Origin of the sequence: Micromonospora costi (assembly GCF_003626655.1) — a bacterium.
In the GTDB taxonomy this organism is placed as follows: domain Bacteria; phylum Actinomycetota; class Actinomycetes; order Mycobacteriales; family Micromonosporaceae; genus Micromonospora; species Micromonospora costi.
On record NZ_RBAN01000003.1, the window covers coordinates 571,551 to 594,799 of the forward strand.

The following is a 23,249-nucleotide window of genomic DNA, read 5'->3' on the forward strand; positions in this document are numbered from 1 at the left end:
GCGACATAGGAGGCGGCGTGTCCCGTACTCGTCGTGCCCGTATACCACTCACCGCGACCCTGCTCTCCCTCGCTCTCGCTGCCACGACCCTGTGGGGCCTCCCGGCGCAGGCGGCGCCGGCTGCCGCGCAGGTCCCGCCCCGGGACGCGTACGCGGCGACCCCGGTCAGCCAGGTGCCACCGAAGGCGCCGAAGGCCGCCGCCGCCGACGACCCGTTCTCCGTCCTGGTCTTCTCGAAGACCGCCGGGTTCCGGCACGACTCCATCCCGACCGGCATCGCCGCGATCCAGCAGCTCGGCGCGGCCAACGGCTTCACCGTCGACACCACCGAGGACGGCGGCGCGTTCACCGACGCGAACCTCGCGAAGTACCAGGCCGTGATCTGGCTCTCCACCACCGGAGACGTCCTCGACGCCGAGCAGCAGGCGGCGTTCGAGCGCTACATCCGGGCCGGCGGTGGCTACGTGGGCATCCACGCCGCCTCCGACACCGAGTACAGCTGGGCCTGGTACGGCGACCTGGTCGGCGCGTACTTCGCGGGCCACCCGGCCAACCAGCAGGCCACGGTCAAGGTGGAGGACCACGCGCACCCGGCCACCGCCGAGCTTCCGGACCGGTGGTCGCGGTTCGACGAGTGGTACAACTACCAGTCCAACCCGCGCCCCGACGTGCACGTGCTCGCGAGCCTGGACGAGACCAGCTACTCGCCGGGCGCCGGGGCCATGGGCGCCGACCACCCGATCGCCTGGTGCCAGGACTTCGACGGCGGCCGCTCCTGGTACACGGGCGGCGGCCACACCCGGGAGTCGTACGCGGAGCCGGAGTTCCTGGGCCACCTGCTCGGCGGCATCCGGACCGCGGCGGGCGTGGCGGACGCGGACTGCGGCGCCTCGAAGACCGCCAGCTTCGAGAAGGTGACGCTGGACAGCAACACCAGCAACCCCATGGAGCTGGACGTCGCCCCCGACGGGCGGGTCTTCTACGTCGAGCGTGACGGCCGGGTGCAGATCGTCAAGCCGGACACCGGCAGCACCGTCACCGCCGTCGACCTGGACGTGTTCACCGGCAACGAGGACGGGCTCATCGGCATCCGGCTCGACCCGGACTTCGCCACGAACAACTGGGTCTACCTCTACTACGCCCCGAACGACGGCGTCGCGCGCAACCTGCTGTCCCGGTTCACGGTGACCGGCGACACCATCGATCCGGCCAGCGAGAAGCAGGTTCTGCGGGTCGACACGCAGCGCAACACCTGCTGCCATGCGGGCGGCAGCATGACGTTCGACAGCGCGGGCAACCTCTACCTGGCCACCGGTGACAACACCAACCCGTTCGAGTCCGACGCGTTCACCCCGATCGACGAGCGGCCGGGCCGGCAGGACTTCGACGCGCAGCGCACCTCCGGCAACACCAACGACCTGCGCGGCAAGGTGCTGCGGATCCACCCGGAGGACGACGGGACGTACACCATCCCGTCCGGAAACCTGTTCGCGCCGGGCACGGCGAAGACCCGGCCGGAGATCTACGCGATGGGTTTCCGCAACCCGTTCCGGATCGGCGTCGATCCGGCCACCAACACCCTCTACGTCGGTGACTACGGGCCGGACGCCGGGGCTCCCAACCCGAACCGGGGTCCGGAGGGCACGGTCGAGTGGAACATCGTGGGCACCCCCGGCAACTACGGCTGGCCGTACTGCACCGGGGCGAACTACGCCTACAACGACTACCAGTTCCCGTCCGGCCCGAGCGGCGCGAAGTTCGACTGCGCGGCGCCGGTGAACGACTCGCCCAACAACACGGGCCTCACCCAGCTGCCGCCGGCCATCCCGGCCACCGTCGACTACGACTACGGCGGCAACCCGCGCTTCCCGGAGATCGGGGGTGGCGGCGCGCCGATGGGCGGGCCGGTCTACCGGTACGACGCCGACCTGAACTCCGAGCGGAAGTGGCCCGCGTACTACGACGGCAAGGCGCTCTTCGGCGAGTGGAACCAGTCGAAGATGTACACGATGCAGGTGACCGGCGACGGCAAGTCGCTGGTCGACATCAACCAGCTGCTCACCGGCATGAGCCTGATCCGGCCCATGGACTTCGAGTTCGGCCCGGACGGCGCACTCTACCTCATCGAGTGGGGCAGCGGCTTCGGCGGCAACAACGACAACTCGGGCGTCTACCGGATCGACTACATCGCCGGTGACCGGGCCCCGATCGCGGTGGCCAGCGGCCAGCCGACGTCCGGGCCGGCACCGCTGACCGTGTCATTCTCCAGCGCCGGCTCCCGGGACCCGGACGGCGGCACGCTCACGTACGCCTGGGCCTTCGGCGACGGGCAGACCTCCACCGAGGCGAACCCGACGCACACCTACGCCGAGGCCGGCACGTACACGGCGCAGCTCACCGTCACCAACCCGAAGGGCCGCACCGCGGTCGCGAACGTGCCGGTCACGGTGGGCAACACCGCCCCGACGGTGACCATCGAGTTCCCGCCGGACGGCGGCTTCTTCGACTGGGGCGACCAGGTCCGCTACACGGTGAAGGTGACCGACCCCGAGGACGGCGAGATCGACTGCGACCGGGTCCAGCTCCAGGTGCTGCTCGGCCACGACGAGCACGCCCACCCGCTGGAGCAGCACACCGGCTGCACCGGCACCGTCCAGACGTCGCTCGCCTCCGGGCACGGCGCCGAGGCGAATGTGTTCACCGTCTTCGAGGCCACCTACACCGACCTGGGCGGCGCTGGCGGCGCCGGCGCGCTCACCGGCCGGGCCATCGAGCAGCTCCAGCCCAAGCGCAAGCAGGCCGAGTACTTCACCGCCACCGGCCGGGCGCCGGGCAGCACCGGCGGCGGGGACCCGGGTGTGCAGCGGGAGACGACCGGCGACACCGCCGGTGGCGGCCAGAACATCGGGTTCATCGAGGACGGCGACTGGTGGTCGCTCGCCCCGGCGGACCTCACGAACATCACGTCGATCCGGTTCCGGGTCGCCTCGGACGTCAACGGCGGGCGGATCGACGTCCGCGCCGGCGCGGTCGACGGCCCGGTGGTCGCGCAGGCCACGGTGCCCGGCACCGGTGACTGGCAGACGTACACGGACGTGACCGCGCCGGTCACCGGCCAGGGCGCGGGGACGCTCTACTTCATCGCCAAGGACCCCGGCGGCGGCGCCGGTTCGCTGATGAACGTCAACTGGATGGACTTCATCGGTCGAGGGGTCACCGAGAACGCGCCACCGGTGGTGAGCGCCACCGCCACCCCGAGCGCCGGCACCGCGCCGCTCACCGTCGCGTTCGACGGCACGGCCACCGACGCCGAGGGGAACACCCCGCTGACGTACGCCTGGGACTTCGGTGACGGCGGCACGGCGTCCACCCTGGACGCCAGCCACACGTACACCGCCCCGGGCACGTTCACCGCGACCCTCACGGTGACCGACAGCAAGGGCGCGAAGTCCTACGCCACCGTCCCGGTCCGCGTGGAGGCCCCGAACACGTCCTGCTTCGGGGCGCGCTCGGACGACTTCACCGGCAGCGGCCTCGACAAGGCCCGCTGGGGCGTGGTCCGGGAGAACCAGCTCTACTCGGTCTCCGGCGGGGCGCTGCGACTGCCCACCGCGGTCGGCGACCTCTACGGCGCGCGCAACGACGCCACCAACCTGGTGCTCCAGCCCGCGCCGAGTGGTGCCTGGCAGGCGACCACCCGGGTCACCCTCCCGGTGACGACCAACTACCAGCAGGCCGGCCTGCTGGTGTACGGCGACGACGAGAACTACGCGAAGCTGGACCTGCTCTACTCGGGCAGCCGGCGGGTCGAGTTCATCCGGGAGACCGCCGGCGCGCCCCGCAACGAGGCCGCCGACAGCGTCGCCGCACCGGCCGGTGACACCCTGTACCTGCGGGTCACCAGCGACGGGACGAACCTGACCGCGGCCGTCTCGGCCGACGGGCAGACCTTCAGCCCGGTCGGCCGGGCCGCAGCGCTCGCCGGCATCACCAACCCGCGGATCGGGGTCTTCGCCCTCAACGGCGGCACCGACGCGCCGGTGGTGGAGGCGGCGTTCGACTGGTTCCAGGTCTCGCCGGACGAGCCGGCCGGGCCGGTCGACCCGTCGGACGAGTTCACCGGCGACACGCTCGACAAGTGCCGGTGGAACGCGATCCTGCGGGAGAACGCGACGGGCTACCGGGTGACCGGTGGCGCGCTGCGGATCGACGTACCGAACGGCGACATCTACGGCACCGGCAACACCGGGCCGGCGAACTTCATCCTCCAGACCGCGCCGTCGGGCGACTGGACCCTGGAGACGAAGGTCGACGGCAGCCTGCTGAACGAGCAGTACCAGCAGGCCGGCCTGATCGTGCACGCCGACGACGACAACTACCTGAAGTTCGACTACATCGCGGACAACCAGCCCGGCCAGCCGGTGACGCGGCGGATCGAGTTCCGCAGCGAGATCGGCGGGGCGGTCCAGGACCCGCAGCCCCAGGCCGCGAACCTGACCGCGGCGGTCTGGTACCTGCGACTGGCCCGCAGCGGCAACACCTTCACCGCGTCGTACTCGGCCGACGGGACGACCTGGACCGCGTTGACGGCGCTGACCAACAGCGCGGTCGGGGCCACCCCGAAGGTGGGTCTGTTCACCCTGGGCGCCAACCAGACCGCGTCGAAGACCGCCTCGTTCGACTACTTCCGGCTCACCCGGGAGGCGGCCGACGAGACGGCTCCGGTGACGACGGCCACGGTGTCCGGCACCCCGACCGAGGGCTGGCACACCGGGCCGGCGACGGTCACGCTGACGGCCGCCGACGAGGCGGGTGGCAGCGGGCTGGCCGGCACGGCGTACCAGCTGGACGGGGCGAGCACCTGGACCGACTACACCGGCCCGGTGCAGGTCAGCGGTGACGGTGAGCACGAGGTGCGGTTCCGCTCGACCGACCGGGCCGGCAACGTGGAGGCCACGAAGACCGTCACCGTGAAGATCGACGCCACGGCGCCGGTCACCTCGGCGACGTTCGCGCCGGCCAACGACGAGGGCTGGCACGCCGGGACGGTCCCGGTCGTGCTGACCTCGACCGACGCCGGCTCCGGCGTGAAGTCGGTGGAGTGGTCGCTGGACGGCGGCGCCTGGACCGCGTACTCCGGGCCGGTCGAGGTGACCGGTGACGGGCAGCACGAGCTGCTGTTCCGGGCCACCGACACCGCGGGCAACACGGAGACCCTCAAGTCCGCGGTGCTGCGCATCGACGGCACGAAGCCGACGCTGCTGGTCTCCGGGATCGCCGACGGCCAGCTCTACGGTGACAGCCAGGACGTCCGGGTGTCCTGGCAGGCGGTCGACCCGACCTCGGGCATCGCGAGCGTGACGGGCGACCTGGACGGCCGTCCGTACGCGAGCGGCACCCTGCAGGCCATGTACGAGCTGCCGCTCGGCCTGCACGAGCTGACCGTCACGGCGACCGACAAGGCGGGGAACAAGACCACCTCGGCGGTCCGGTTCTTCGTCACCACCTCGTTCCGGGACATGCAGAACCTGCTGGACCGGTTCAAGGCGACGAGTCGGCTCTCGGCCAAGGCGCACACGCAGCTGACGGACAAGCTCGACGCCGCCCGCAAGGCCGAGGCCGCCGGCAACGACAACAAGGCGATCAAGCAGCTGACCGCGTTCCGCGACCTCGCGGCCAACGCCACGCTCGTGGCCGAGGCGGAGATCCGGGACGTGCTGGTCCGCGACGCGGACGCCATGATCGTCCGGCTCGGCGGCACGGCCAGCAAGGCCGGCGTACGGGCGAACGACGGCGCGTCGGTCGACGGCGCCGGACGGCTGGGAGGCGACGCCACCCGGCTCGGTCCGGGCCGCCGGCTCTGATCCCGACGGCGGCCCCTCCCCGGCGCACCCGCGTCGGGGAGGGGCCGCCCGCCATCCGCAGTGAGGAGACGTTCCGTGACGCGCACCTGGAGGGCTCTCACCGCCCTGCTCGCCGGACTGGCCCTGACCCTGCTCGCCGCGGTCCCGGCCGCGGCGCACACCGGCAAGCTCAAGCTCACCGTGGCCGGCGACGGCGCCGACGGCGTCACCGTGCAGGCCGTGTACGCCGACGGGCACCGGCTCGACAAGCTGGTACGACTGACGCTCACCGCCACCGGTCCCGACGGGCAGCGGGTCGGCCCGCGGCAACTGGAGCCGGCGGCCGAGGGGCAGGGCTTCTACGCCAGCGGCCCGCTCCTCTCGCCCGGCCGTTGGCGGGTGACGGTGACCGCCCCAGCACCGCACGCGGGCGAGGCCTCGGCCCAGGTACAGGCCCGCGTCGCCCAGTCGCCGCCGGTCCCCGCGCCGGTGGCGGTGACCGCGCCGGCGCCTCGTGCCGCCCACGGCGACGGCGGGAGCACCTGGTGGTGGCCGCTGGGACTGGCGGTTCTGGTGCTCGCCGCCGCGGCGGTGGCGGTGCCCATGCTGGTCACCCGGCGCCGCCGGCCCGAGGCGGGCTGAGGCCGGGCCACGACGACGGACCGCCGCCCCGGAGCTCGGCTCCCGGGCGGCGGTCTCGTCGCGGGTCAGAGGACGGCGCGCAGCGCGTCCAGGTCCTCGTCCGTGGGCTGCCACGACCCGGCGGCCGCGTTGGCGAGCACCTGCTGGGCGGTGGTGGCCCCGGCGATCACCGAGGTCACCGCGGGCTGGGCGGCCAGGCCGCCGATGGCCACCTGGAGCATGCTGAGGCCGCGCTCGTCGGCGTACCGGCCGATGGCCTCGATGGTGTCCCAGTCGGCCGCCGCGAGACGGGCCGCGTACCGGCCACCGCCGGCCAGGCGGCTGCCCGCGGGCGGCGCCTCGTTCCGGCGGTACTTGCCGGTGAGCAGGCCGTTGGCCAGCGGGAAGAACGGCAGCAGCCCGAGGCCGAAGCGCTCGCACGCGGGGACCACCTCGGTCTCGACCGAGCGCTCCAGCAGGCTGTAGTGGTTCTGCGCGCTGATGAACCGGGTCCGGCCGTTGGACGACGCGACCCAGTCGGCGTCGGCGATCTGCCAGCCGGCGAAGTTCGAGTTGCCGAGGTACCGCACCTTGCCGTCGCGGACCAGGTCGTCCAGCGCGGCGAGGGTCTCGTCGATCGGCGTGCCCGGGTCGGGCTCGTGCATCTGGTACAGGTCGATGTGGTCGGTGCCGAGCCGACGCAGCGAAGCCTCGACCGCCCGGGCGATGTAGCGCCGGGCGCCGCGCGCGCCGAAGTCGGGGCCGTTGAGGCCGTTCATGTCCATACCGAACTTGGTGGCCACCACCACGTCGTCCCGGCGGCCCTTGAGCGCCTGCCCGAGCAGTTCCTCGGAGCTGCCCTGCGGCTCGCCGTAGATGTCCGCCGTGTCGAAGAAGTTGATCCCGGCGTCCAGCGCGGCGTCGACCACCTCGCGCGTGCCGTCGAGGCCGATCTGGCGGCCGAAGTTGTTGCAGCCGATGCCGACCACGGACACCACGAGTCCGGAGTCGCCCAGCCGGCGGTAGGTCATCTCAGTCACGAGATCAACCCTATGCCCGTGCCGGGGGCCGCACCGCTGGCACCCGACCAACCGCCGGTGACCCGGAACTCAGCCGAGCACGTCGGCCCGGAGCCGCTCGGCGGCGGCCAGCGTGGCGGCCAGATCCTCCGGGGAGCGCCCGACGCCGCCGAGCAGCGCCTGCGCCCGGTCGGTGAAGTCCGGTGGCGCACCCGGCAGCCGCCCGGCCGAGGTGATCATGCCCTTCTCGTTCACGAGCCACCGCCCGGCCCGGCCGTGCAGGGCGTGGACGAGCACCCCGACCACGCGGAACAGGCAGCCGGCCACGTACGCGCTGTCACCGGCCGGGACGGCCTTCGCGGCGCCGGAGAGCAGGAACCCGGCCTCCCAGCCGGCCCGTACCAGAGCCTCCGCGAGCGCGGGCGGGTACCGGGTGGTCTCCTCCCGCAACGCGGTCAGCTCACCGGTCGGGTCCGCGAGCACGCGGCAGAGCGCCACCTCGCCGGCGTACGCGTGGGAGTAGAAGCCGAGCGGATGGCCGGCCTGGACACCCACCTCGTACCGGCCGGCCCGGCACTCCGCCCAGACCCGGTGCACCCGGTCCAAGTCGCGGTAGATCCAGTCGACGGCCGTTCCGCCGACGCGCAGCCACCCGCCACCGTCCACCCACGGCCCCCAGCCGCCGGGTGCGGTCAGCGCGACCCGGCCGTCGGAGACGGACGCGGCGACCGCCTCCAGCGCGGGGACGTCCAGTTCACCGCGGTAGTACAGGCCGAGGTCCCAGTCGGAGTCCGGCCGGTGCTCGCCACGGGCCCGGCTGCCGCCGAGGGCGACGGCCACCACGCCCCGCACGGCGCAGAGCCGCCCGGCCAGCTCCGCGACGTTCACGCCACGTCCCACACGGGCTCGGGTGTCTCCACCACCTCACCGTCGCCGCGGAACAGCACGAACCGGTCGAAGGTCCGGGTGAACCACCGGTCGTGGGTAACCGCGAGCACCGTCCCCTCGAACGCGTTGAGGCCGGCCTCCAGGGCTTCCGCGCTGGCCAGGTCGAGGTTGTCGGTGGGTTCGTCGAGCAGCAGCAGGGTCGCGCCGGAGAGTTCCAGCAGCAGCACGAGGAACCGGGCCTGCTGCCCGCCGGAGAGGGTGCCGAACCGCTGGTCGCCCTGCCCCGCCAGCTCGTACCGGGACAGCGCCGCCATGGCGGCGTGCCGGTCCATTCCCGCCCGGTGCTCGTCGCCCCGCCACAGGATTTCGACGAGGGTCTTCTCCATCAGCTCGGGCCGGTCGTGCGTCTGCGAGAAGTGCCCCGGGCGGACGCGGGCGCCGAGCCGCGCCGTCCCGTCGTGCGCCACCGGCGCGAGCGTGAGACCGGCGTCCACCGGGCCGTTCGCCGGATCGGGGTCGGTGCCGCCGCGCGCCAGCAGCCGCAGGAAGTGCGACTTGCCGGTGCCGTTCGCGCCGAGCACCGCGACGCGGTCGCCGTACCAGATCTCCAGGTCGAAGGGGTACGTGAGGCCGTCGAGCTCCAGCTGGTCGCACACGATGGCGCGCTTGCCGGTCCGTCCGCCGGTCAGCCGCATCCGGATGTCCTGGTCCTTCGGCGGTACGGGCGGCGGCCCGGCCTCCTCGAACTTGCGCAGCCGCGTCTGGGCGGCCTGGTAGCGCGAGGCCATCCCGTCGTTGTACGCGGCCTTCTGCTTGTACATCAGCATCAGCTCGCGCAGCTTCTGGTGCTCCTCGTCCCACCGCCGGCGCAGCTCGTCGAGGCGGGCGTGCCGGGCCACCCGCGCCTCGTGCCAGCTCGCGAAGCCGCCCGGGTGCACCCAGGCGCTGCCGCCCTCGACGGCCACCACCCGGTCGGCCGTACGCGCCAGCAGTTCCCGGTCGTGCGAGACGTAGAGCACGGACTTCGCGGACTCGCGGAGCCGGCCCTCCAGCCACCGCTTGCCCGGCACGTCGAGGAAGTTGTCCGGCTCGTCGAGGAGCAGCACCTCGTCCGGCCCGCGCAGCAGCAGTTCCAGCGCGAAGCGCTTCTGCTGCCCGCCGGAGAGGGTCCGGACGGGACGGTCCCGAGCGGTCTCCCAGGGCAGGTCGAGCACGATGGTGGCGACCGTGTCGAAGAGCACCTCGGCGTCGTACCCGCCGACCTCGCCCCAGGCCGCGAGCGCGTCCGCGTACGCCAGCTGCGCCTTGCCGGCGGCGGTGCTGTACTTGCCGCGCACCTCGGCCTCCCGCATGGCCGCCTCGGTCTCGGCGAGGCGGTGGCCGGCCGCGCGCAGCGCGGGCGGGGCGAGCGAGAGCGCCAGGTCGGCGAGCGTCGACTCGTCACCGATCATGCCGATGAACTGCCGCATGACGCCGAGCCCGCCGGTGCGCGCGACGGCGCCCGTCTTCACCGGCAGGTCGCCGGCAACCATCCGGAGCAGCGTGGTCTTGCCGGCGCCGTTCGGGCCGACCAGCGCCACCTTGGCGCCCTCGCCCACCCGGAACGACACGTCGGAGAAGAGCTCGCGGCCGTCGGGCAGGATGTGCCCGACCGCCGCCACGTCCACGTAACCCACGCGGGGATCCTGCCTCAGCCCCCGCCGGCCGGTACATCCATTTACCGGCCGACGCGCAGCACCCGGTAGCCCTTCTGGCTGGCGTGCCGCTCAACCTGCCAGCCCTGATCGACGAGCCAGCGGTGCAGCGAGTCGCCGCCGAGGTGGCGTGCCACCACCAGCCAGGCGACGCCCTCCGGGGCGAGCCGGGGCAGCCAGCGGCCCAGCAGCTCGTGCAGCTCTTCCTTGCCGATGCGGATGGGCGGGTTGGACCAGATCTGGGCGAAGCGGACGTCCGCCGGCACGTCGTCGGGGGCGTGCACGCGCACCCGCTCGCCGGCGCCGACGCGGTGGGCGTTGGCGGCGGTGAGCTCGCGGGCCCGTTCGTTGACGTCGACGGACCAGACGGTGGCCGAGGGCGCGCTGGTGGCCAGCACGCAACTGATCGGCCCGAAGCCGCAGCCGAGGTCGAGCAGGTCGCCCGTGGTGCCGGCGGTGGGCAGTTCGGCCTTGCGCAGCAGCACGGCGGTGCCCGGGTCGAGCCGGTCGGCGGAGAAGACCCCGCTCGCCGAGGCGAGCGTGTAGTCGCGGCCGGCGACGGTGAACTCGACCTCGCGCCGGCGGGCGGCGGTCGCGGGTTCAGCGGTGAAGTAGTGGTCGCCGGTCACGCCGGCAATTCTCGCACCGGCCGCGCCACCGGGCGGCGACGGCCCGGCGGCGTGACCACCATCCCGGGCCATCCCCCGCCACGATTTCCCATTATTACCACCTAAAGGGATAATAACTCCTACTCTGGGCGACATGGTGTATCGGTACGAGTCCGATGAGGACGCTTTCGTGGAGTACCCGGAGCCCGGGTCCGACCTGTCCGCGCTCGGCGCCGGTCCGCCACCGCCGGCCGGGCCCTCCCCGTCGCGCTTCCCCACCCCGTCGCTCCCCCGTACGACGCGGATGGCCCTGCCCGCGCCCGAGCCCGAGCCGGTGCCGGCCGAGACCCCGGTGCGGTCCGCGGCGTACGCGGTGACGCACCCCGTCGAGCCGCCGCCGCCCCCGGTCCACGCGCCGGCACCACCCTCGGTCCACGCACCGGCGCCGCCCTCGGTCCACGCCCCGCCGCCGGTCGAGGCCGAGCCGGCGCCCGTCCCCCGTGCCCGTGGTGGAGGCCGGCTGTGGCAGGTGCTGGTCGGCGGAGCGGCCGTCCTCGTCCTGCTCGCGCTCTGCGGGCTCGGCGCCGCCGCGCTGCTCGCCGATCGCACCCCCGATCCGCAGGTCACACCGAGCTTCCAGGCCGGGGCCAACCCCTCCACCGAACCGGAGCCGGAGGACCTCGACTCCCGGGACACCGACCAGACACCGCTCAGCGCCAAGGAGCTGTTCGCCGGCAAGGAACTGGCGCTGACCGACGGCCAGCCGGCGTACCAGGTGCTCAAGACGCAGTCGAGCGCCAGCTGCGCGGTCGCGGCCACCGACGAGATCGCCGACCTGCTGGTCCGGCTCGGCTGCAACCAGGTGGTCCGGGCCACGCTGCGCGCGCCCGACGGCACCCACCTCGTCACCACCGGCCTGTTCAACCTCACCGACAAGGCGAGCGCGGAGCGCGCCCGCGACCGCATCCGCCAGCTGCTCGACGAGCGGCAGGGACGGTTCCGGGGGATGGAGGCCGACGCGAACACCGAGGCGATCGCGAACGCCCCGGCCCGGGTGGGCTGGCAGGTCCGCGGGCACTACCTGGCGTACGCGGTGGTCGTCCGCACCGACGGCGACGCGATCAAGTCCGGCGACCCGGCGGTACGCGAGATCCTCTTCGACATGATCGAGCTGCACCTGAACCGCGGCGTGCTCGAACGGCGCGCCGCCGGAGGCACCGCGAGCCAGCCCACGGCCGGCCCGTCGGCGACAACGGGAACCCAGGACTCCGAACTCCCCGGAGACTGACCCAAACCCCCGCGATCTTGCACTTTGTGCCCTTGGTTTGCGGCGTTTCACGGCTTTTGCCGGGGCAGGAAGTGCAAGATCGCGGGGGTGGTCAGGCTTCCGTGGGGAGTCGCAGGCGGCGCGTCTGGTCGGCGCGGCGGGCGTACTCCGCCGGGTCGTCCGGGTAGCCGACCGCCACCAGCGTCAACCCGTGCGCGGGCGCCACGCTCACGTCGCCGGACCGCTCCCGGCGACTCAGCAGACCGGCCGGCCAGTCGACCGGACGCCGGCCCTCCCCCGCCGCCAGCATGGCGCCGACGAGGCTGCGCACCATCGCCTGGCAGAACGCGTCGGCCTGGACGGTGGCGACCAGCACGCCGTCCGGGTCACGCCGCCAGTCCAGCCGGGTCACCTCGCGCAGGGTGGTGGCGTTCTCCTTGCGCCGGCAGTACGCCGCGAAGTCGTGCTCCCCCACCAGGCCGGCGGCGGCCGCGTTGAGCGCGTCCACATCGAGCGGTCGCGGCCAGGCCAGGATCTCGTGCCGGCGCAGCGGCTCGGCGCCGTACGGGGCGTCGGTCACCCGGTACTCGTAGCGGCGGAACGTCGCCGAGAAGCGGGCGTCGAACTCCGGCGGCACCTCACTGATCGCCCGCACGCGCACGTCACCGGGGAGCAGCCGGGCCAGCCGGCGCAGCAGGGCGCCCTCCCGGTCGCGCCACACCGCCAGCGGCAGGTCGACGTGGCACACCTGCCCGGTGGCGTGCACACCGGCGTCCGTACGACCGGCGACGGTCAGCCCCGTCGCGGTCCCGGCGCCCAGCAGGAGGTCGAGCGCCTCGACGAGCACGCCGGCGACCGTACGGCGGTCCGGCTGGACGGCCCAGCCGGAGAAGGCGGTCCCGTCGTACGACACGTCCAGCCGCAGCCGGGTCAGCTCGTCCACCCGTACCTCCCGTTCACGGATCGGGCCCGGCACCCACGAGGGGTGCCGGGCCCGGCCAAGCCTGTGATCAGGCCTTGTTCTCGTTGTTCTCCTCGGTGGCGAGGTCGCTGTCCTCGCGCGACTCGGCGGTGTCGCCGGACGCCGAGACCGGCGGCTCGCTGTCCTGGTCGGCCGACCCGGTCCGCGGAGTCTCCTCCTCGGGCGCGAGCGCCTCGACCTTGTCCTGCTGCGCGGCCTTGCGGGCGGCGGTCTTCTTGTTCGCCCGCGGCTCGGCGACCTGCAGCTCCTCGACCAGCTCGATGATCGCCATCGGCGCGGCGTCACCCTTGCGCGGACCGGTCTTCACGATCCGGGTGTAGCCACCGTTGCGGTTGGCGTACCGCGGCGCGATCTGGTCGAACAGGGCGAAGACCACGTCCTTGTCCTTGACGACGGCGAGCACCCGACGCCGGGAGGCCAGGTCACCGCGCTTGGCCTTGGTGATCAGCTGCTCCGCGAGCGGACGCAGCCGCCGGGCCTTCGTCTCGGTGGTCTGGATCTTGCCGTGCTGGAACAGCGACGTGGCCAGGTTGGCCAGCATCAGCCGCTCGTGCGCGGGGCTGCCGCCGAGGCGGGGACCCTTGGTGGGCGTGGGCATTCTCGGTGCTCCTCAGATGTGGCGGCAGCGCGATCTAGAGCTGCTCGGTCTCGCGGTAGTCATCGGTGTCGTAGTCGGCCTCGCCGAAGGCGTCCACGACGTGCGCCGGGTCGAAGTTCGGGGCCGAGTCCTTCAGCCCGAGACCCATCCCGGCGAGCTTCATCTTGACCTCGTCGATCGACTTCTGGCCGAAGTTCCGGATGTCGAGAAGGTCGGCCTCGGTACGCCCGATGAGCTCACCAACGGTGTTGATGCCCTCGCGCTTGAGGCAGTTGTAGGAACGGACGGTGAGGTCCAGCTCCTCGATCGGCAGGGCCAGGTCCGCCGCCAGCTGGGCGTCCTGCGGGGACGGCCCGATGTCGATGCCCTCGGCGGTCTCGTCCAGCTCCCGGGCGAGCCCGAAGAGCTCCACCAGCGTCGAACCGGCGGAGGCCAGCGCGGTGCGCGGGCCCATCGACGGCTTGGTCTCGACGTCGATGATCAGCCGGTCGAAGTCCGTCCGCTGCTCGACACGGGTGGCCTCGACGCGGTAGGTGACCTTCAGCACCGGCGAGTAGATCGAGTCGACCGGGATCCGGCCGATCTCGGCGCCGGCCTGCTTGTTCTGCGCCGCCGTCACGTAGCCCCGACCCCGCTCGACGGTCAGCTCCATGTCGAGCCGGCCCTTGCCGTTGAGGGTGGCGAGCTTCAGGTCCGGGTTGTGCACCGAGACGCCGGCCGGAGGCTGGATGTCCCCGGCGGTCACGTCGCCCGGGCCCTGCTTGCGCAGGTACATGCTGACCGGCTCGTCGTGCTCGGAGCTGACGCACAGCTCCTTGATGTTCATGACGAGCTCGACCACGTCCTCCTTGACCCCGGGGATCGTGGTGAACTCGTGCAGCACACCGTCGATCTTGATCGAGGTCACGGCCGCACCCGGGATCGACGACAGCAGCGTGCGCCGCAGCGAGTTGCCGAGGGTGTAGCCGAAGCCCGGCTCCAGCGGCTCGATGGTGAACCGGGACCGGGTCTCGTTGATCGACTCCTCGGAGAGGGTCGGTCGCTGGCTGATGAGCATGTCTTCTCTTCTCTTCCGGGGCGCCCGCTATATGACGCCCACGACACAAACTGTTCCGGTGGCCCGCCCCCGCGAGGGCGGGCCACCGCAACGAGCCCTTACTTGGAGTAGAGCTCGACGATCAGCTGCTCCTGAACCTGGGTGTCGATGACCTGCCGGCTCGGGAGCGTGTGCACGAGGATCTTCATCTGGCTCGGGATGGCCTCCAGCCACGCCGGGACGCTCCGCGAGCCGGCCTCGGCCTGGGCCACCAGGAACGGAGTGAGCTCCTTGCTCTTGCCCCGAACCTCGATGATGTCGTGCTCCTTGACGCGGAACGACGGGATGTCGACCTTCTTGCCGTTCACCGTGAAGTGACCGTGCTTGACCAGCTGGCGCGCCATGTCACGGGACTTGGCGTAGCCGGCCCGGTAGACCACGTTGTCCAGCCGCGACTCGAGGATCTGCAGGAGGACCTCACCGGTCTTCGCCTGCTTGGCCACGGCCTCCTCGTAGTAACCGCGGAACTGCTTCTCCAGCACGCCGTAGACGCGGCGGGCCTTCTGCTTCTCGCGGAGCTGGAGCAGGTACTCCGTCTCCTTCGTGCGGCCGCGGCCGTGCTGCCCGGGCGGGAACGGCCGGGACTCGAACGGGCACTTCGGGCCATCGCACTTGCTGCCCTTGAGGAACAGCTTCATCTTCTCCCGCCGGCAACGGCGGCAGTCAGCACCGGTGTAACGAGCCATCTCTCTCTACCTCTCAGACCCGGCGACGCTTCGGCGGACGGCATCCGTTGTGCGGCTGCGGGGTGACGTCGGAGATCTGACCGACCTCCAGGCCGACGGCCTGCAGCGAACGGATGGCGGTCTCCCGGCCGGAGCCGGGGCCCTTGACGAAGACGTCGACCTTGCGCATGCCGTGCTCCATCGCCCGGCGCGCGGCGGCCTCGGCGGCCAGCTGCGCGGCGAACGGGGTCGACTTGCGCGAGCCCTTGAAGCCCACCTGGCCCGCGGAGGCCCAGGAGATGACCGCACCGGTCGGGTCCGTGATGGACACGATGGTGTTGTTGAAGGTGCTCTTGATGTGCGCCTGCCCGTGGGCGACGTTCTTGCGTTCCTTGCGCCGGACCTTCTTGACTGCGGCTCCGGCACGAGCCTTCGGTGGCATAAGTCTTGTGCGCTCCTGTTTCGGTTCTCGATCGGGTGCCGGTCCCCCGTCCGCGGGCGTCGACCCGGGTCGGGGTCCGCCTCAGCTCGACGGTGGCGGACCGGCCCTCCCGTGGGGAACTACTTCTTGCCGGGCTTCTTCTTGCCGGCGACGGTCCGCTTCGGGCCCTTGCGGGTGCGGGCGTTGGTACGCGTCCGCTGGCCACGCACGGGCAGGCCCCGGCGGTGCCGGATACCGGCGTAGGAGCCGATCTCGACCTTGCGGCGGATGTCCGCGGCGACCTCGCGGCGCAGGTCGCCTTCAACCTTGTAGTTGGCCTCGATGTGGTCCCGGAGCTGCACGAGCTCCTCGTCCGTGAGGTCCCGGGCGCGCTTGTCCGGCGAGATACCGGTGGCGGCGAGCGTCTCCAGAGCGCGGGTACGACCCACGCCGAAGATGTAGGTGAGCGCGATCTCCATCCGCTTCTCGCGGGGGAGGTCGACGCCGACTAGACGTGCCATGTGCGGGCGTGCTCCTCGTGGTGTTGACGGAGGTCTGCACCCGTCCCACCCCGCTCCGACCCTCTCCTGTTTCCGGCGCCATCAGCGCCGGCGACCGGGAGACGGCCGCTGCCCGAGCGGGCCCCGGCCTCCGACCGGGGGTCGGCCACGAAGGAGTACGTCTGATGCGTACCGCTCGCGGCTGGGACGAGCATGTGGTGTGTGTGTTGTCCGGATCTGCCGCCCGGGAGGGACCTCACCGACCGCTCACGCGGCCCGGCGAGGGCTCAGCCCTGGCGCTGCTTGTGGCGCGGGTCGCTGCAGATGACCATGACCCGGCCGTGCCGGCGGATCACCCGGCACTTGTTGCAGATCCTCTTGACGCTCGGCTTGACCTTCACGGTTGCCTTACTTCCCATCAGGGCCCGGTGACGCGCCAGGCGCGACCTCGGACGTCGAAGACGGACACGGGGACGTCCCGGCCGTCGTCAGGACTACTTGTAGCGGTAGACGATGCGCCCGCGGGTCAGGTCGTACGGCGAGAGCTCGACGACGACCCGATCCTCCGGCAGGATGCGGATGTAGTGCTGCCGCATCTTGCCGCTGATGTGAGCCAGCACCTTGTGGCCGTTCGCGAGCTCCACCCGGAACATGGCGTTCGGCAGGGGCTCGATGACCCGACCTTCGATCTCGATGGCTCCGTCTTTTTTCGGCATGTCCTCCGCTGTCCTGACGTCGGTTGCTCCGGACGGCCCACAACGTCTTACACGGGGTGAACTGATCGAGATCAGGTAGCCCGCGCCAGCCGCGGCTCCAGCCCCATCGAAGCGCGGATGGGCATGCCGGAGTGGACGCTGTGCGCCGATCAGAAAGTGTACGCCCGCACACGCGCCGCCGCCAAACCGGCCACCAGGGGATTCCGCGTACGGAGGAAATCCGGCCGGATCCGGCGCGTCCCCGTCAACGACCGCGGTACCGCCGCTCCCGACGTCGGCGCCGGCGCTCGTGCCGCTCGGCGGTCCACCCCGACGGCTCGCCGCCAGCGAGGCCGGTCACCGTCCGGGCCAGCAGGACCGCGCCCCACGGCCCAGCCACCCAGCCGGGCCAGAAGTAGAGCAGCTCGCCCGCGTACAGGGAGCTGATCGCCCAGATCCCCACCACGATCGGCACCACCCGGAGGTACGGCAGCCAGGCGTCGGCGAGCCAGCGCCGGGTCGCCGGCCGGGCGGCGGGCCGCCCGACGGTTGCCGGGGCCGCGGGCGGCGGCACCGTGACCGCCGACGCGGCCGGGGCCGCGGGCGCCGGCAGGTCGGTGAGCAGGGCGTCCAGGTCGGCGTACGTCCGGGCCGCGTACGCCTGCTGCAACCGCTCGTCGTACTCGTGCAGGTTCAGCCGACCCTCGTCGAGCGCCGCCCGCAACCGGTCCGCGACCGCCTGACGGTCGGCGTCGGCCGCCCGCATCCCGTCCCGCCCGTCCATGACCGCAAGGATGCCACCATCCCACCAGTCCCAGACCCCCCACAGCCCCGCCCCCGCCGCCCCCCTGGCGTGGGTGATCAAGAGCTTTGCGTCATCCCGGGGCCGGATCCTGACGCGAACCTCTTGATCACCGGAGCGAGCCCGGGGCGGAGCCCCGGGGAGGGAGGGGTGGGGTGGGGTGGGGTGGGGTGGGGTGGGTCAGGGGGTGGGGGTGTCGGCCGGCTGGCGGGCGGTCACCAGGTCGCCGAGGCGGGCGCGACCGCCGTCCTCAGCGGTGAGCACCCACACGCCGTCCGGGAGCAGCGCCATCGTGTGCTCCACGTGGGCGGCCATCGACCCGTCCCGGGTCACCACCGTCCAGCCGTCGGCCAGCTCGGCCGTACGCGGGGAACCCATGGTGATCATCGGCTCGATGGCGAGCGCCATGCCGGGAACCAGCCGCGGGCCCTTGCCCGGCCGCCCGTGGTTGAGCACGTGCGGGTCCTGGTGCATCTCCGTGCCGATCCCGTGCCCGCCGTACCCGTCGACGATGCCGTACCGGCCGCCGCGGCGGACCGCGTCCTCGACGGCGTGCGAGATGTCGGTGAGCCGTCCCCGGCCGCTGGCCGCCCCGCGCGCCGCCGCGGCGATCCCGGCCCACATGGCGTCCTCCGCCACGGCGGCCATCGTCAGCAGCGCCGGGTCGACGTCACCCACGCCGACGGTGATCGCCGAGTCGCCGTGCCAGCCGTCGAGCACGGCCCCGCAGTCGATCGAGATCAGGTCGCCGTCGCGCAGCACCTGGGTGGGCGCCGGGATGGCGTGGACCACCTGCTCGTTGACCGACGAGCAGATCGAGGCCGGGTAGCCGTGGTAGCCCTTGAACGACGGGACGGCCCCCGCCGCCCGGATCGTCGACTCGGCGATGGCGTCCAGGTCGGCCGTCGTGACCCCGGGCGCCACGGCCTCGCGCATCCGGCGCAGCGCGTCGGCGACCACCAGACCGGCGGCGCGCATCTTCTCGATCTGCTCAGGGGTCTTCAGCTGGATGTCCAGCTGGGGACGACGCATGAAGCCGTTACCTTTCCTTACCGAAACAGCGGGGCACGCCGAACGTACCCCGCTGTTCGCACTCTATCCGCCGGGAGGCCGGCGCGACCTCAGCCGCCGTACGACCGCAGGGCGTCAATGGCCCGGACGGTGACGTCCTCCACGGGGCCGGTCGCGTCGATCCCCACGAGCTTGCCCTGGGCGCCGTAGTAGTCCACCAGCGGCGCGGTCTTCTCGGCGTACTCCCGAAGCCGGGTCGCGATCGTCTCCGGCTTGTCGTCGTCCCGCTGGAACAGCTCGGCGCCGCAGCGGTCGCAGATGCCCTCCCGCGTCGTGGCGTCGAACTCGACGTGCCAGATCTTGCCGCAGCCCCGGCAGGTACGCCGGCCGGAGAGCCGCCGGATCACCTCGTCGTCGTCGACCACCAGCTCCAGGACGACGTCCAGGGCGGTGCCGAGGTCGGCGAGGAGCTTGTCCAGGGCGGCGGCCTGCGGCGTGGTCCGGGGGAACCCGTCGAGCAGGAAGCCTTCGCTGGCGTCGGGCTCGGCGAGCCGGTCCCGCACCATGTTGATGGTGACCTCGTCGGGCACGAGCTCACCGGCGTCCATGTACCGCTTCGCCTCGACGCCCAGCGGGGTGCCCTGCGAGACGTTCGACCGGAAGATGTCACCGGTCGAGATCTTCGGCACCGCGAGGTGCGCGGCGATGAACTCGGCCTGCGTGCCCTTACCCGCCCCCGGCGGGCCAACCAGAACGAGTCTCATCTACCGCAGGAACCCTTCGTAGTTCCGCTGCATCAGTTGGCTCTCGATCTGCTTCACGGTCTCCAGACCGACGCCGACCATGATCAGCACAGCGGTGCCGCCGAACGGGAAGTTCTGGTACTGCTGGTTGTCCAGCCAGATGAAGAAGAAGTTCGGCAGGATCGACACGATGCCCAGGTAGAGCGCGCCCGGCAGGGTGATCCGGCTCAGGATGAAGTCCAGATAGTCCGCCGTCGGCTTGCCCGGCCGGATGCCCGGCACGAACCCGCCGTACTTCTTCATGTTGTCCGCGACCTCGGTCGGGTTGAACGTGATCGAGACGTAGAAGTACGTGAAGAAGATGATCAGCAGGAAGTAGACCGAGATGTAGATCGGGCTGTCGGGCGCCACCAGGTTGTTCTGGATCCACGCCTGGGTCTTGCCCGGGTTCGTCTGGTCGAAGAACTGCAGGGCGAGCTGCGGCAGGTAGAGCAGCGACGAGCCGAAGATGACCGGGATGACACCCGCCTGGTTGACCTTCAGCGGGATGTAGGTCGAGGTGCCGCCGTACATCCGCCGGCCGATCATCCGCTTGGCGTACTGCACCGGGATCCGGCGCTGCGCCTGCTCGATGAACGTGACCGCGGTGATGACCACCAGGACCAGGGCGATGACGAGGAAGAACTTCCACCAGCCCTGGCTGTTCTTGATCGACCAGCCCTCACCGGGGAGGCGGGCGGCGATCGAGGTGAAGATCAGGACGGACATGCCGTTGCCGACGCCGCGGTCGGTGATCAGCTCGCCGAGCCACATGACCACGCCGGTGCCGGCGGTCATCGTCATCACGAGGATGCCCAGCGTCAGCCAGTCCGGGATGCCGGTGCCCTCGGGGATGATCGGGAACTGGTCGCAGCGGTTCTGGAAGAGCTGCCCGGAGCGGGCCAGCGCCACGAACGCCGAGGCCTGGAGGATGCCGAGGCCGAGCGTCAGGTAGCGGGTGTACTGGGTGATCTTCGCCTGGCCGGCCTGGCCCTCCTTGCGGAGCTGCTCCAGCCGCGGGATCACGACGGTCAGCAGCTGCAGGATGATCGACGCGGTGATGTAGGGCATGATGCCCAGCGCGAAGACCGAGAGCTGCAGCAGCGCCCCGCCGGAGAACAGGTTGAGCAGGTTCAGCACCCCGGTCGTGTCACCCTGGAGGGTGTCGAGGCACTTCTGCACGTTGCCGTACGAGACGCCCGGGCTGGGCAGCGTGGCGCCGAGCCGGTAGATCGCGATGATGCCGACTGTGAACAGCAGCTTCTTGCGCAGGTCAGGCGTACGGAACGCACTGAGAAAGGCGGACAGCAACTTCTTCCTCCTGCGCGAGGCGGGCCGCCGGTTGTCCCTGGCGGATCGGGGTGGGTGCCGGGCGAGCGCCCGATATCCATGGCTGGGAAGGGACTCTAACAGCCCAATCCCTGTCCGGGCAGATGTCCCCGGCTACATAAACCGCTTCCGATGTTACTTGGCGCACATGTCCCAGGTAGACACGGCGCCCGTCCAGTTGGTCACAACTGGACGGGCGCCGTGGCTCGAACGCCTTACAGCTCGGTGACCGAGCCGCCGGCGGCGGTGATCTTCTCCTTGGCCGACGCGCTGAACGCGTGCGCCGACACCTGGAGGTTCACCCCACCGAGTTCCCCGGTACCGAGGACCTTCACCGGCTGGCCCTTGCGGACCGCGCCCGCGTCGACCAGCTCCTGCGGGCCGACCTGACCGCCGTTCGGGAACAGCTCGGCGAGCCGGTCCAGGTTGACCACCTGGAACGTCACCTTGAACTTGTTCTTGAAGCCCTTCAGCTTCGGCAGGCGCATGTGGATGGGCATCTGCCCACCCTCGAACGCCGCCGAGATGTTCTTCCGGGCCTTCGAACCCTTGGTACCGCGGCCGGCGGTCTTGCCCTTGGAGCCCTCACCGCGACCCACGCGGGTCTTGGCGGTCTTGGCCCCCGGCGCCGGGCGCAGGTGGTGGACCTTGATCGTCATTACTCGACCTCCTCGACCTTCACGAGGTGGCTCACAGTGAAGATCATGCCCCGGATCTCGGGCCGGTCCTCCTTGACCACCACGTCGTTGATCCGCTTGAGACCGAGCGACCGCAGCGAGTCACGCTGGTTCTGCTTGGTACCGATCTCGGACCGGACCTGGGTGACCTTCAGGCGTGCCATCAGGACGCCACCCCCGCCCGCGACGCCAGCATGGCGGCCGGCGCGACGTCCTCCACCGGCAGACCACGCCGGGCGGCCACGGCCTCCGGCGACTCCAGCGCCTTCAGCGCCGCGACGGTGGCGTGCACGATGTTGATCGGGTTCGACGAGCCGAGGCTCTTGGAGAGCACGTCGTGGATGCCCGCGCACTCCAGCACGGCACGCACCGGCCCACCGGCGATGACACCCGTACCGGCCGAGGCCGGCTTGAGCAGCACCACGCCGGCGGCGTCCTCGCCCTGCACCGGGTGCGGGATCGACTGGCCGATCCGCGGCACCTTGAAGAAGTGCTTCTTGGCCTCCTCGACGCCCTTGGCGATCGCCGCGGGCACCTCCTTGGCCTTTCCGTAGCCCACGCCGACCGTGCCGTCGCCGTCGCCCACGATCACCAGGGCGGTGAAGCTGAAGCGACGACCACCCTTCACGACCTTGGCGACGCGGTTGATCGCGACGACCCGCTCAAGGTGCGGGGTCTTCTCGACGGGCGCGTTTCCGCGGCCGCCCTCACGGCGGTTGTCGCGGCGACCACCCTCGTTGCCACCGGACCCGCCGCCACGGCGCTGTTGACCTGGCATCAGCAGCCTTCCTTCTCTCTCGTGACGGGGTTACTAGAACTCGAGCCCGGCTTCGCGGGCGGCGTCGGCAAGCGCGGCGACACGCCCCGCGTACCGGTTGCCACCGCGGTCGAAGACGACCCTGGAAACGCCGGCGGCCTTCGCCCGCTCGGCGAGCAGGGTGCCCACCTTGCCGGCCAGGGCGCTCTTGTCGCCCTCGGTTCCGCGCAGCGAGGCGTCCATGGTCGACGCCGACGCCAGGGTGTGGCCCTTGGTGTCGTCGACGATCTGGGCGACGATGTGCCGCAGCGAACGGGTGACGACCAGGCGCGGACGCTCCGACGTGCCACTGACGTTCTTGCGGACCCGGAAGTGCCGGCGCGCACGCCCGACGGCGCGCTTGGCGGCGACGCCGCGGCGGCGCTTGAGCAGCGTGGCGCTCACTTCTTACCTGCCTTTCCGGCCTTGCGACGAATGACCTCGCCCTGGTACTTGATGCCCTTGCCCTTGTACGGCTCCGGCGGGCGGATCTTCCGGATGTTCGCGGCGATCTCACCGACCTGCTGCTTGTCGATGCCGGCCACGTGGAACAGCGTCGGCCGCTCCACCGTGAAGGTGATGCCCTCCGGCGCGGCCACGGTCACCGGGTGCGAGAACCCGAGGGCGAACTCGAGGTCCTTGCCCTTGGCGGTCACGCGGTAACCCGTGCCGGCGATCTCCAGGCTCTTGCGGTAGCCCTCGGTGACGCCGACGATCATGTTGGCGACCAGGGTCCGGCTGAGGCCGTGCAGTTCCTTGGCCTTGCGCTCGTCGTTGGGCCGGTTGACGGTCAGCTGACCGTCCTCCGCCCGCTCGATCGTGATCGGCTCGGCCAGGGTGTGCGACAGCTCGCCCTTCGGGCCCTTGACCTTGACGGTCTGCCCGTCGATCGTGATGTCGACGCCGGCTGGTACCGGGATCGACTTACGTCCAATACGCGACATTTCTACCTGTC

Annotated in this window: 24 protein-coding genes; 3 read left to right on the forward strand and 21 right to left on the reverse strand. The window is 71.5% G+C overall.

The window, feature by feature from the left end; all coding sequences use genetic code 11:
- Positions 1–17 precede the first annotated feature (17 nt).
- Positions 18–5,864, forward strand: a complete 5,847-nt coding sequence (locus tag D7193_RS19200) for a ThuA domain-containing protein (RefSeq protein WP_120780894.1) — start codon at positions 18–20, stop codon at positions 5,862–5,864.
- A 75-nt stretch (positions 5,865–5,939) separates the two neighbouring features.
- Complete coding sequence (locus tag D7193_RS19205; protein WP_120780895.1) at positions 5,940–6,485, forward strand: hypothetical protein; 546 nt, start codon at positions 5,940–5,942, stop codon at positions 6,483–6,485.
- A 65-nt stretch (positions 6,486–6,550) separates the two neighbouring features.
- Here D7193_RS19205 and D7193_RS19210 read toward each other — a convergent pair whose 3' ends face one another.
- From D7193_RS19210 to D7193_RS19225, 4 genes are all read right to left on the reverse strand, one after another.
- Entirely contained in the window at positions 6,551–7,495 is a 945-nt protein-coding gene (locus D7193_RS19210) for an aldo/keto reductase (RefSeq protein WP_120780896.1), read from the reverse strand.
- Between the two features lie 78 nt (positions 7,496–7,573).
- Positions 7,574–8,371 carry a nucleotidyltransferase family protein gene (locus D7193_RS19215; protein WP_120780897.1) on the reverse strand — a complete coding sequence of 266 codons (798 nt, stop codon included), beginning with the start codon at positions 8,369–8,371 and terminating at the stop codon, positions 7,574–7,576.
- Positions 8,368–10,047 (reverse strand): ABC-F family ATP-binding cassette domain-containing protein, encoded by a 1,680-nt coding sequence (locus tag D7193_RS19220; protein ID WP_120780898.1) that lies wholly within the window; start codon positions 10,045–10,047, stop codon positions 8,368–8,370. The genes D7193_RS19215 and D7193_RS19220 overlap by 4 nt, the downstream gene beginning before the upstream one ends.
- Before the next feature lie 41 nt (positions 10,048–10,088).
- The gene (locus tag D7193_RS19225) at positions 10,089–10,694 is read right to left on the reverse strand and encodes a class I SAM-dependent methyltransferase (protein WP_120780899.1); all 606 of its coding nucleotides are present in this window, start codon (positions 10,692–10,694) and stop codon (positions 10,089–10,091) included.
- Positions 10,695–10,827: 133 nt separating this feature from the next.
- On the opposite strand from D7193_RS19225, the gene D7193_RS19230 reads away from it, so the two are divergent.
- Positions 10,828–11,961: a hypothetical protein gene (locus D7193_RS19230; protein WP_174242668.1), complete on the forward strand. Its 1,134-nt coding sequence runs from the start codon at positions 10,828–10,830 to the stop codon at positions 11,959–11,961.
- Positions 11,962–12,052: 91 nt separating this feature from the next.
- On the opposite strand, the gene truA is transcribed toward D7193_RS19230, so the two are convergent.
- The 17 genes from truA to rplF all read right to left on the reverse strand — a co-directional run bounded on the left by truA (position 12,053) and on the right by rplF (position 23,238).
- The gene (gene truA / locus D7193_RS19235; protein WP_120781371.1) at positions 12,053–12,883 is read right to left on the reverse strand and encodes a tRNA pseudouridine(38-40) synthase TruA; all 831 of its coding nucleotides are present in this window, start codon (positions 12,881–12,883) and stop codon (positions 12,053–12,055) included.
- 67 nt (positions 12,884–12,950) lie between these two features.
- Positions 12,951–13,520 (reverse strand): 50S ribosomal protein L17, encoded by a 570-nt coding sequence (rplQ, locus tag D7193_RS19240; RefSeq protein ID WP_120780900.1) that lies wholly within the window; start codon positions 13,518–13,520, stop codon positions 12,951–12,953.
- A 34-nt stretch (positions 13,521–13,554) separates the two neighbouring features.
- Positions 13,555–14,577, reverse strand: a complete 1,023-nt coding sequence (locus D7193_RS19245) for a DNA-directed RNA polymerase subunit alpha (RefSeq protein WP_111134433.1) — start codon at positions 14,575–14,577, stop codon at positions 13,555–13,557.
- A 98-nt stretch (positions 14,578–14,675) separates the two neighbouring features.
- Positions 14,676–15,302 carry a 30S ribosomal protein S4 gene (rpsD, locus tag D7193_RS19250; protein WP_120780901.1) on the reverse strand — a complete coding sequence of 209 codons (627 nt, stop codon included), beginning with the start codon at positions 15,300–15,302 and terminating at the stop codon, positions 14,676–14,678.
- Between the two features lie 13 nt (positions 15,303–15,315).
- Positions 15,316–15,723, reverse strand: a complete 408-nt coding sequence (gene rpsK / locus D7193_RS19255) for a 30S ribosomal protein S11 (protein WP_007073011.1) — start codon at positions 15,721–15,723, stop codon at positions 15,316–15,318.
- Between the two features lie 119 nt (positions 15,724–15,842).
- Positions 15,843–16,223 (reverse strand): 30S ribosomal protein S13, encoded by a 381-nt coding sequence (gene rpsM, locus D7193_RS19260; RefSeq protein WP_120780902.1) that lies wholly within the window; start codon positions 16,221–16,223, stop codon positions 15,843–15,845.
- Positions 16,224–16,489: 266 nt separating this feature from the next.
- Positions 16,490–16,603: a 50S ribosomal protein L36 gene (gene rpmJ / locus D7193_RS19265; RefSeq protein ID WP_043965539.1), complete on the reverse strand. Its 114-nt coding sequence runs from the start codon at positions 16,601–16,603 to the stop codon at positions 16,490–16,492.
- A gap of 93 nt (positions 16,604–16,696) precedes the next feature.
- Entirely contained in the window at positions 16,697–16,918 is a 222-nt protein-coding gene (gene infA / locus D7193_RS19270) for a translation initiation factor IF-1 (protein ID WP_007073013.1), read from the reverse strand.
- A 244-nt stretch (positions 16,919–17,162) separates the two neighbouring features.
- On the reverse strand, positions 17,163–17,681 hold the full coding sequence (locus D7193_RS19275) for a DUF1707 SHOCT-like domain-containing protein (protein WP_241563198.1): 519 nt from the start codon (positions 17,679–17,681) through the stop codon (positions 17,163–17,165).
- Between the two features lie 198 nt (positions 17,682–17,879).
- Complete coding sequence (map, locus tag D7193_RS19280) at positions 17,880–18,731, reverse strand: type I methionyl aminopeptidase (protein WP_120780903.1); 852 nt, start codon at positions 18,729–18,731, stop codon at positions 17,880–17,882.
- Between the two features lie 89 nt (positions 18,732–18,820).
- Positions 18,821–19,474: an adenylate kinase gene (locus D7193_RS19285; protein ID WP_120780904.1), complete on the reverse strand. Its 654-nt coding sequence runs from the start codon at positions 19,472–19,474 to the stop codon at positions 18,821–18,823.
- Complete coding sequence (secY, locus tag D7193_RS19290) at positions 19,475–20,803, reverse strand: preprotein translocase subunit SecY (protein WP_120780905.1); 1,329 nt, start codon at positions 20,801–20,803, stop codon at positions 19,475–19,477.
- Between the two features lie 233 nt (positions 20,804–21,036).
- On the reverse strand, positions 21,037–21,480 hold the full coding sequence (gene rplO, locus D7193_RS19295; RefSeq protein WP_120780906.1) for a 50S ribosomal protein L15: 444 nt from the start codon (positions 21,478–21,480) through the stop codon (positions 21,037–21,039).
- The gene (rpmD, locus tag D7193_RS19300) at positions 21,480–21,662 is read right to left on the reverse strand and encodes a 50S ribosomal protein L30 (RefSeq protein WP_120330645.1); all 183 of its coding nucleotides are present in this window, start codon (positions 21,660–21,662) and stop codon (positions 21,480–21,482) included. Before rpmD ends, rplO begins: the two co-directional genes overlap by 1 nt.
- Positions 21,662–22,276: a 30S ribosomal protein S5 gene (rpsE, locus tag D7193_RS19305; protein WP_120780907.1), complete on the reverse strand. Its 615-nt coding sequence runs from the start codon at positions 22,274–22,276 to the stop codon at positions 21,662–21,664. The genes rpmD and rpsE overlap by 1 nt, the downstream gene beginning before the upstream one ends.
- Positions 22,277–22,309: 33 nt before the next feature.
- Positions 22,310–22,699, reverse strand: coding sequence for a 50S ribosomal protein L18 (gene rplR, locus D7193_RS19310; RefSeq protein ID WP_120780908.1), 390 nt, complete (start codon positions 22,697–22,699; stop codon positions 22,310–22,312).
- Positions 22,696–23,238: a 50S ribosomal protein L6 gene (gene rplF / locus D7193_RS19315; protein WP_120780909.1), complete on the reverse strand. Its 543-nt coding sequence runs from the start codon at positions 23,236–23,238 to the stop codon at positions 22,696–22,698. The genes rplR and rplF overlap by 4 nt, the downstream gene beginning before the upstream one ends.
- Positions 23,239–23,249: the final 11 nt, after the last annotated feature.